At 69.1% G+C, this 6,814-nt stretch carries 9 protein-coding genes; 6 read left to right on the forward strand and 3 right to left on the reverse strand.

The annotated features are described in order from the left end of the window. Window positions 1–356: 356 nt before the first annotated feature. Both IRZ30_RS14450 and IRZ30_RS14455 read right to left on the reverse strand, forming a co-directional pair. Window positions 357–1,079 (reverse strand): methylated-DNA--[protein]-cysteine S-methyltransferase, encoded by a 723-nt coding sequence (locus IRZ30_RS14450; protein ID WP_294086167.1) that lies wholly within the window; start codon window positions 1,077–1,079, stop codon window positions 357–359. After that, entirely contained in the window at window positions 1,067–1,615 is a 549-nt protein-coding gene (locus tag IRZ30_RS14455; protein WP_294086168.1) for an RNA polymerase sigma factor, read from the reverse strand. Before IRZ30_RS14455 ends, IRZ30_RS14450 begins: the two co-directional genes overlap by 13 nt. Window positions 1,616–1,901: 286 nt before the next feature. Between IRZ30_RS14455 and IRZ30_RS14460 the strand changes: the two genes are divergently transcribed. The 6 genes from IRZ30_RS14460 (at window position 1,902) to IRZ30_RS14485 (ending at window position 6,174) form a co-directional block, all read left to right on the forward strand. Next, the gene (locus IRZ30_RS14460) at window positions 1,902–2,405 is read left to right on the forward strand and encodes a hypothetical protein (RefSeq protein ID WP_294086169.1); all 504 of its coding nucleotides are present in this window, start codon (window positions 1,902–1,904) and stop codon (window positions 2,403–2,405) included. Window positions 2,406–2,510: 105 nt separating this feature from the next. Then, window positions 2,511–2,936 carry a DUF420 domain-containing protein gene (locus IRZ30_RS14465; protein ID WP_294086170.1) on the forward strand — a complete coding sequence of 142 codons (426 nt, stop codon included), beginning with the start codon at window positions 2,511–2,513 and terminating at the stop codon, window positions 2,934–2,936. A 154-nt stretch (window positions 2,937–3,090) separates the two neighbouring features. Beyond that, a complete protein-coding gene (locus tag IRZ30_RS14470) occupies window positions 3,091–3,621 on the forward strand; it encodes a PH domain-containing protein (protein ID WP_294086171.1) in 531 nt (176 codons plus the stop codon). Between the two features lie 3 nt (window positions 3,622–3,624). After that, window positions 3,625–4,401, forward strand: a complete 777-nt coding sequence (locus IRZ30_RS14475) for a PrsW family glutamic-type intramembrane protease (RefSeq protein WP_294086172.1) — start codon at window positions 3,625–3,627, stop codon at window positions 4,399–4,401. Between the two features lie 107 nt (window positions 4,402–4,508). Further along, window positions 4,509–5,435 carry an ABC transporter ATP-binding protein gene (locus tag IRZ30_RS14480; protein ID WP_294086173.1) on the forward strand — a complete coding sequence of 309 codons (927 nt, stop codon included), beginning with the start codon at window positions 4,509–4,511 and terminating at the stop codon, window positions 5,433–5,435. 13 nt (window positions 5,436–5,448) lie between these two features. Next, window positions 5,449–6,174, forward strand: a complete 726-nt coding sequence (locus IRZ30_RS14485) for an ABC transporter permease (RefSeq protein ID WP_294086174.1) — start codon at window positions 5,449–5,451, stop codon at window positions 6,172–6,174. 154 nt (window positions 6,175–6,328) lie between these two features. Here IRZ30_RS14485 and IRZ30_RS14490 read toward each other — a convergent pair. Then, the coding region (locus IRZ30_RS14490; protein WP_294086176.1) for a molybdopterin-dependent oxidoreductase at window positions 6,329–6,814 on the reverse strand (486 nt) is incomplete at its 5' end.

The raw sequence follows: 6,814 nt of genomic DNA on the forward strand, positions 1-6,814 counted from the left end.
TAAAGCCGCCGGGCTGAACAGTGGGTAAGCCCACTCAAGGGGCTGCGATGGCCACACCCAGGCGGAGACGATCCGGCCTCCCAGCGGGCGCCGCATCTCCAGCCCCTTCAGTGGGCTTCGCCTTCTCAGCCCGGCGGCTTTAGCCCCGGGCACGCACCGAGCGGTGGGATCCTCTCACCACCCCGCCAGGCATCGTCGTCGTTCCCAGCCGGCTTTAGCCCCGGGCACCAACCACCGCGCGGGGATCCTCTTCGCACCACCCACCTCCGGGCACATGCCACGCACTGGGATCCTCACACCACCCGCCTCCGGGCGCGCACCACCGGTCGGGGATCCGCGCACCACCCGCCATCGGGCTACACCGCCGGCAGGGTGACACCCTCGATCGCGAGCAGGTGCCACTTGATGGCCAGCCCGCCGGTGTAGCCGCCGATCGTCCCGTCGCTGCGCACCACGCGGTGGCACGGCACGACGATCGGCACCGGGTTGCTGCCAAGCGCGTTGCCGACGGCTCGGGTGGCGCCCGGCTGACCGATGGTGCGCGCGATGTCCCGGTAGGTCACCAACCGGCCAAAGGGGACCTGTGCCGTGACCTCCAGCACCCGGCGGGTGAAGGGCGACACGGCCGTCAGATCCACCGGCAGGTCGAAGTGCTGCCGCGCTCCGGCGAAGTACTCCTGGAGTTGGGTGACGTACGGGCGCACCGCGTCCGGATCGTGTCGCGGCACCAGCCGCTGCGACTCGGCCCACGCCACGATCTCCGCCTCGGTCCCGCCGTAGTCCACGCGGCACAGCCCGCGCGGGGACACGGCCACGAGGAGCGGGCCGACCGGGGAGTCGATCCAGTCGTAGGCCACGGTCGGCAGGCTATCCAGCAGGCGCTCGCCCGGTGTCATGGCGGTCCGCGCGGCCACCTGGTCGAGCAGACCGGCCAGCGCCCGGCCCTGCGCTACCTCCCGTGCGCACGACGCGCAGGTCGCGGTGTGCCGGTCGATCGCCGCGACCTCCTCCGGGTTGAGGTCCCCGGCGACCAGGGCCGGGATGCGTTCGACGACGTCCGTGCAGTTCAGTTCCTGCATAGCCTCACCTCTTCGAGTTCCGCCGCGAACTGCGCGCGCAGCTTCCGCACTGCCTGGTAGACGTTGGCTCTGGCGGCGTCCTCGCTCATTCCGAGGGCCTCGGCGATCTCACCGTAGCTGAGGCCCTGGAAGCGCCGCTGGGTCAGCGCGAGCCGCTGCTTCACCGGCAGCGCCGCGATGGCCGCCTCGATCCGGTCCAGCAGATCGCGCCGGTCCAGGTCCCCCGCCGGGTCGCCGTCGACCGCTCCGGGCTGCGCGCGGGTCGACGCCGCCGCGGCTCGCGCACCGGTGCGCCGGCGGCGCAGGGCGTTCAGCGTCGTATTGGTCGCGATCCGGTAGAGCCAGGCGCGATAGTTCGGCGTGCCCTGGAGATCGCTGAACGCTCGGAACGCGCGCAGGAAGGTCTCCTGACACAGATCCTGCGCCTCACCGTCATGCCGGACCATGCGGTAGATATAGGCGTAGATCTCCGCCTGATGGCGCGTCACCAGGTCTTCGAAGGCCGTGCCCCGCGTGCTCTCCGCGCTGTCGGTCACTCCATACGCCCCTTCCGACGGGATCGGCTGCTCCCTACAGAGTACGACACGCGAGGGGCGGCGTTGTGAGATAGCGCCCGCCAGCATCCTGCTCCACCGATTCTGTCATCCTTCGCTGCGCCGCCCGGCTCAGCCCAGGGTGACACGTATGCGAGACGGGGACGGCTCCGCTACGGCTGGCTGCGGGTGTGCCGCGACATCTCGTCACACCGCATCGATCCAGCCCCTGCGTCGTTTCGCTAAGATTGCCCCGAGGGCAGCAGGCGAGGAGGGAGCTGGCTGGACCATGGCGAGCACGACGCGGCTAACGCGGCGGGAGTTCTTCCACGACGTCGTGGCCCACACCCGTGCTGCGCTGCCCGCCGAGCTGGCCACCTTCCAGACCTATGCCACGATGAACCTCGTCAAGCTCCACTACGGCCAGCCGCGCCTGCACTACGAGGTCTGGGCCAACGCCCGCGACAACCACATCGAGGTCGGGCTGCACTTCGAGGACGGCCCGGAGAGCACCGAGGCACTGATCGCCTTCTTCGACCGCCATATCGTCGAGATCAAGCACGAACTCGGTCCCGACGTCGAACTGGAGCGCTGGACACAGTCCTGGGGGCACCTCTTCACACTCCTCCCCTACCAGCCGCTCACGGAGGACCTGGCGCGGGACGTCGGCGCGCGACTGGCGCGGATGATCGCCGTGCTTCAGCCGCTGCTGGACGAGGCCAGCGCCCAGGTGCGGCTGAGCCGCGGCCAGGAGGCAGGGAGCCGCCCGCGCCGCTACCGGCGACGGCGCTAGAGGCGCGGCAGCGTGCGGCAGACGCGCGAAGGATCGCGTAGACTTTGAGCGGGAAGGGGTAGGGGCGGAAGCAATCGGGCTGAGGAGAGAGGAACGACCGGGCCGATGGAGACCTGGCTGCCCCTGTTGAACACGGCGCTGATCGTCATCAGCGGCATCGCCCTGCTGGTCGGCTACTTCTTCATTCGTCAGGGGAACATCACCAATCACCGGCGGGCGATGCTGACCGCGACGACCTTCGCCGCGCTCTTCTTGATTGTCTACGTCGCGCGCTTCTTCTTGATCGACACCAAGATCTTCACCGGCGAGGGCTGGGCCAGGGCGGTCTACTACGTCATTCTGATCAGCCACATGATCCTGGCCACGGTGATCGCACCGTTGGTACTCATCACGCTCTACCGAGCGCTCACGCGCCAGTATCCCAAGCACCGGCGCATCGCGCGCGTCACGCTGCCACTGTGGCTCTACGTCGTGGTGACCGGCTGGCTCGTCTACCTGATGCTCTACCAACTGAGCTTCACGGCGACGTAGCCGCGCCGTTTCGGGCGCCACGCCTCGACACGCCACGTTGCCGGCACGCCGGCGACCAGCGCCGTCGCCCGACGGGCGACCTGGAGCGACCACATCCGCCACGCGGCCGCGATCAGCGCCGCGATCCCGCCGACCGAGAGGGGGACCGATGCCCGTGGACACGACGTCGCGCGATACCGCGGTTGTCACCTTCCGGCCGCGGCCGTCCCGTGGCGGGGCATGGCTCTTCGCCTTTGCGGTCGGCATTGTCGTCCTGATGGTGGCGCCGCTACTCCCCGTCGCCGGGGAGATCCCGCTCGCGTTGCTGCTGGTCAATGTGGGCATCGGCCTGCTCTTCGCCATCCCGTTGCTGGTGCTCGCTGCCTGGATTCCGACGATGCGATACGAGTTGGACGACCAAGCGCTGACCCTGCGCTACGGCCCGATCCTCCGCTACCGGATTCCGCTTGAAGACATCCAGGAGATGCGCCGCAAGAACCTCAAGATCTCACTCTGGTCGAGCATGCGGTTCCCTGGCCTGGCGCTGTTCACGGTCCCATACGCCGATGAGGGCCGTGTCAAGATGTGCGCGACCGCCACCGCCGACCGCATCCTGCTGATCGACACTCCCCGCGGGACCTACGGCATCACCCCGGCGGACGAGGAGGCGTTCGTCGCGGCCGTCCGGGCGCGGATCGGAGCGTAAGCCGTGCCCGGCATCTACATCATGGCGATCATCACGGTGAGCGTCTCCGCCGCCGCGTACACCGGGTTGCTGCGCATCGTCACCCCGCACTGGCGGCGCTACCTGTGGCTGGCGCTGCCCGCGCTTCCGCTGTCGGCCATCGTCAACCGGCTGATCAAAAAGCCGATCGGCGAGGGCGTCGCGGACTGGGCCGGGGTGAACACGGACCAACTCGGCACGGCACCGCTCTGGTTTCTGCTCTTCGTCCTGCTCCTCGCCCCGCTCACGGAAGAGGCGATCAAGGTCGCCCCGCTGCTACTGCCGCGAGCACGGGCGTGGCTCGGGAACCGCGACGGCGCGCTCTGGACCGGCTTCACCCTCGGCGTCGGCTTCGGCATCGGTGAGGCCGCCTACCTCGCCTACGGCATTGCCCGGAGCCCCGACTATGCCGGAGTGCCGTGGTACCTGTTCACCGGCTATCTCAACGAGCGCTTCATCGTCTGCTTCGGCCACGGGGTCATGACGGCGGTGCTGGTGACCGGCCTCGCCCAGGGCCGTCCGCTGCGTGGTTACGTGGGGGCGGTGCTCCTGCACGCGGCGGCGAACGCCGGCGCCCTTGCCTACCAGGCGGGGTGGGTGCCGGTCGAAGCCGCGACGCTGTCGCTCGCCGGGGTCGTCATCGTGCTGGCCGTGATCCTCGAGCGGCTCCGTCGGCAGGCCCTGCGGGAGGACTCGACCGCTGCCCATGAAGCCGAAGAGGTCATCCTCTTCCGCCGCGACCGGACTGAGGGTGGCACCTAGCTCGCCTCCAGCTACATCCTCGCGCGTGCAACGTCGTATGCTTAGGAGCGGCGCGTGGCGCGTCGGATACGGGATCGCCACGACGCGAGGTGAGCGGTGGAGAACGGATGACCAGCACAGCCGACCACGCAATCGTGGTCCAGCATCTCGTGAAGAGCTACGGCGAGAAGCGCGCCGTCGACGACCTCAGCTTCTCTGTCCGCCGCGGTGAGATCTTCGCACTGCTCGGCCCCAACGGTGCCGGCAAGACCACCACCGTGGAGATCCTGGAGGGCTACCGCGCTCCCGACGCCGGGACGGTGCGCGTCCTCGGCCTCGACCCGCAGCACGACGCGGCCCAGCTCAAGCAGCGGATCGGCGTGATGCTCCAGCAGGGCGGCATCTACCCCACCGTCACCGCATCCGAACTGCTGCACCTCTTCCGCCACTTCTACCGCGACCCGGAAGACCCGGAGAAACTGATCGACCTGGTCGGCCTGCGTGAGTCGGCCCACGTCCGCTACCGGCAACTCTCCGGCGGGCAGCAGCGGCGCCTGGCCCTCGCCGCGGCGCTGATCGGCAAGCCGGAGCTCGTCTTCCTTGACGAGCCGACAACCGCGATGGACCCCCAGGCGCGTCACCTCACTTGGGGCATCATCCGGGATCTGCGTGAGCGCGGCCTCACGGTCCTGTTGACGACGCACTTCATGGAGGAGGCGGAGCGCCTCGCGGACCGCGTCGCGATCATCGACCACGGCCGGTTGATCGCGCTGGAGGAGCCGAAGGTGCTCACCCAGGCCAATGCCGAGGAGGTGCAGTTCACCGCCCCGCCGGGACTCGACCTAGCGACGTTGGCGGCACTCCCGGCAGCGAACAGCGCGCGCGAACCACGTCCCGGCTTCTACGTCATCGACACGGCGCGCCCGGCCGACCTCCTGGCCGAGGTGACCGCCTGGGCGCGCGATGCCGGGATCCTGCTGAACGACCTGCGTGTCGGCCACGAGTCGCTGGAGGAAGTCTTCCTCCGGCTCACCGGCCACGAGCTACGCGAGTGATCCGGAGCACACGATGAACGCGCTGCTGGCGCAGACCCGAATGGAACTCCTCCTCTCGCTGCGGCGGGCCGAGGGCATCCTGATCACGATGATTGTCCCGGTGATCCTCCTCATCTTCTTCGCCTCGATCGGCCTGAAGCCGGACGACTACGAAGACCCGATCGACTTCCTCCTGCCCGGGATGCTGGCGCTGGCGGTGATGTCGACGGGGCTGGTCAGCCTCAGCATCCGCACCGCCTACGAGCGGAACTACGGCGTGCTCAAGCGGCTCGGCAGCACCCCGCTCTCGCGCCCGACCCTGATCGGCGCCAAGATCCTCGCGACGATGGCGGTCCAGGTGGTCCAGATCGCCGTGCTGGTGGGCATCGCGGTCGCCGGCTACGGCTGGCGCCCCAGCGGTGCATTTCTTTGGGCGCTACTGGCCGTCCTCCTCGGCACGGTGGTCTTCGCCGGGCTCGGTCTGCTGATGGCCGGGGCGCTGCGCGCCGAGACGACGCTGGCCCTGGCCAACGCCCTCTACATCGGGTTCCTCCTGCTGGGCGGGATCGTCTGGCCGGTGGAGGAGATGCCGGGGCTGCTGTCGATTCCGGCGCGGCTGCTTCCCTCCAGCGCCTTCGCCGACGCCCTGCGGGAGACCCTCAGCGCACAGCCCACCCTGCCCTGGGTGAACTTCCTGATCCTTGCCGCCTGGAGCATCCTCGCCATCGTCGTCGCCAGCCGCACGTTCCGGTGGGAGTAGGGACGGCCCTCACTCCCGGCCCCTCTCCCAACCTTGGGAGAGGGGAGCAAGGCAGACAACGCCTGACGGTTGACGCATGACGTGTGACGCATGACATTCCCCCCTCTCCCAACGTTGGGCGAGGGGGGTCAGGGGGGTGAGGAACGCTTTCGCCTCACGCCTCACCGACCCGCACGCTCACCGTGTGGTAGCCGGTGGCGCCGTCGGGGAGCGGTGGGCGCTCTTTGGCATCCTGGACCTGTCCCTGGCCGTCGTAGGCCCGCACCACCAGGTGGTACCGGCCGGGCCGGATCGGTGTCCACTCGTATCGCCACAGGACCCAGGTCAGCGGTGAGAGAGGCTCGTCCAGCGTCGCGGGCGCCCAGGTCTCGCCGTCGTCGGTCGAGACTTCGACCTTGGAGATCCCGCGATCTCCGGCGAAGGCGATCCCGGCGATGAGCGTCGGCTGTCCGGCGACCAGCGTGCGGTTGGATGCCGGGACGTCGATCCGCGACATCGTCTGCACCGTGGCGATGTCGCTCCAGCCCCGCTCCTGCCAGTAGCCCTGGAAGTCGCGGTCGACCGCCTCGATGCGGGTGATCCACTTCACGTTCTTCATGCCGAAGATGCCCGGCACGATCAGGCGCAGCGGGTAGCCATG

This window comes from Sphaerobacter sp., from assembly GCF_019683595.1.
Classification (GTDB): domain Bacteria; phylum Chloroflexota; class Chloroflexia; order Thermomicrobiales; family Thermomicrobiaceae; genus Sphaerobacter.

What these genes read in the sequence shown, in the direction of transcription:
- IRZ30_RS14450 (WP_294086167.1), bottom strand. Translation starts at nt 1,079, where the DNA reads ATGCAGGAACTGAACTGCACGGACGTCGTCGAACGCATCCCGGCCCTG.
- IRZ30_RS14480 (WP_294086173.1), top strand. Translation starts at nt 4,509, where the DNA reads ATGACCAGCACAGCCGACCACGCAATCGTGGTCCAGCATCTCGTGAAG.
- IRZ30_RS14460 (WP_294086169.1), top strand. Translation starts at nt 1,902, where the DNA reads ATGGCGAGCACGACGCGGCTAACGCGGCGGGAGTTCTTCCACGACGTC.
- IRZ30_RS14465 (WP_294086170.1), top strand. Translation starts at nt 2,511, where the DNA reads ATGGAGACCTGGCTGCCCCTGTTGAACACGGCGCTGATCGTCATCAGC.
- IRZ30_RS14485 (WP_294086174.1), top strand. Translation starts at nt 5,449, where the DNA reads ATGAACGCGCTGCTGGCGCAGACCCGAATGGAACTCCTCCTCTCGCTG.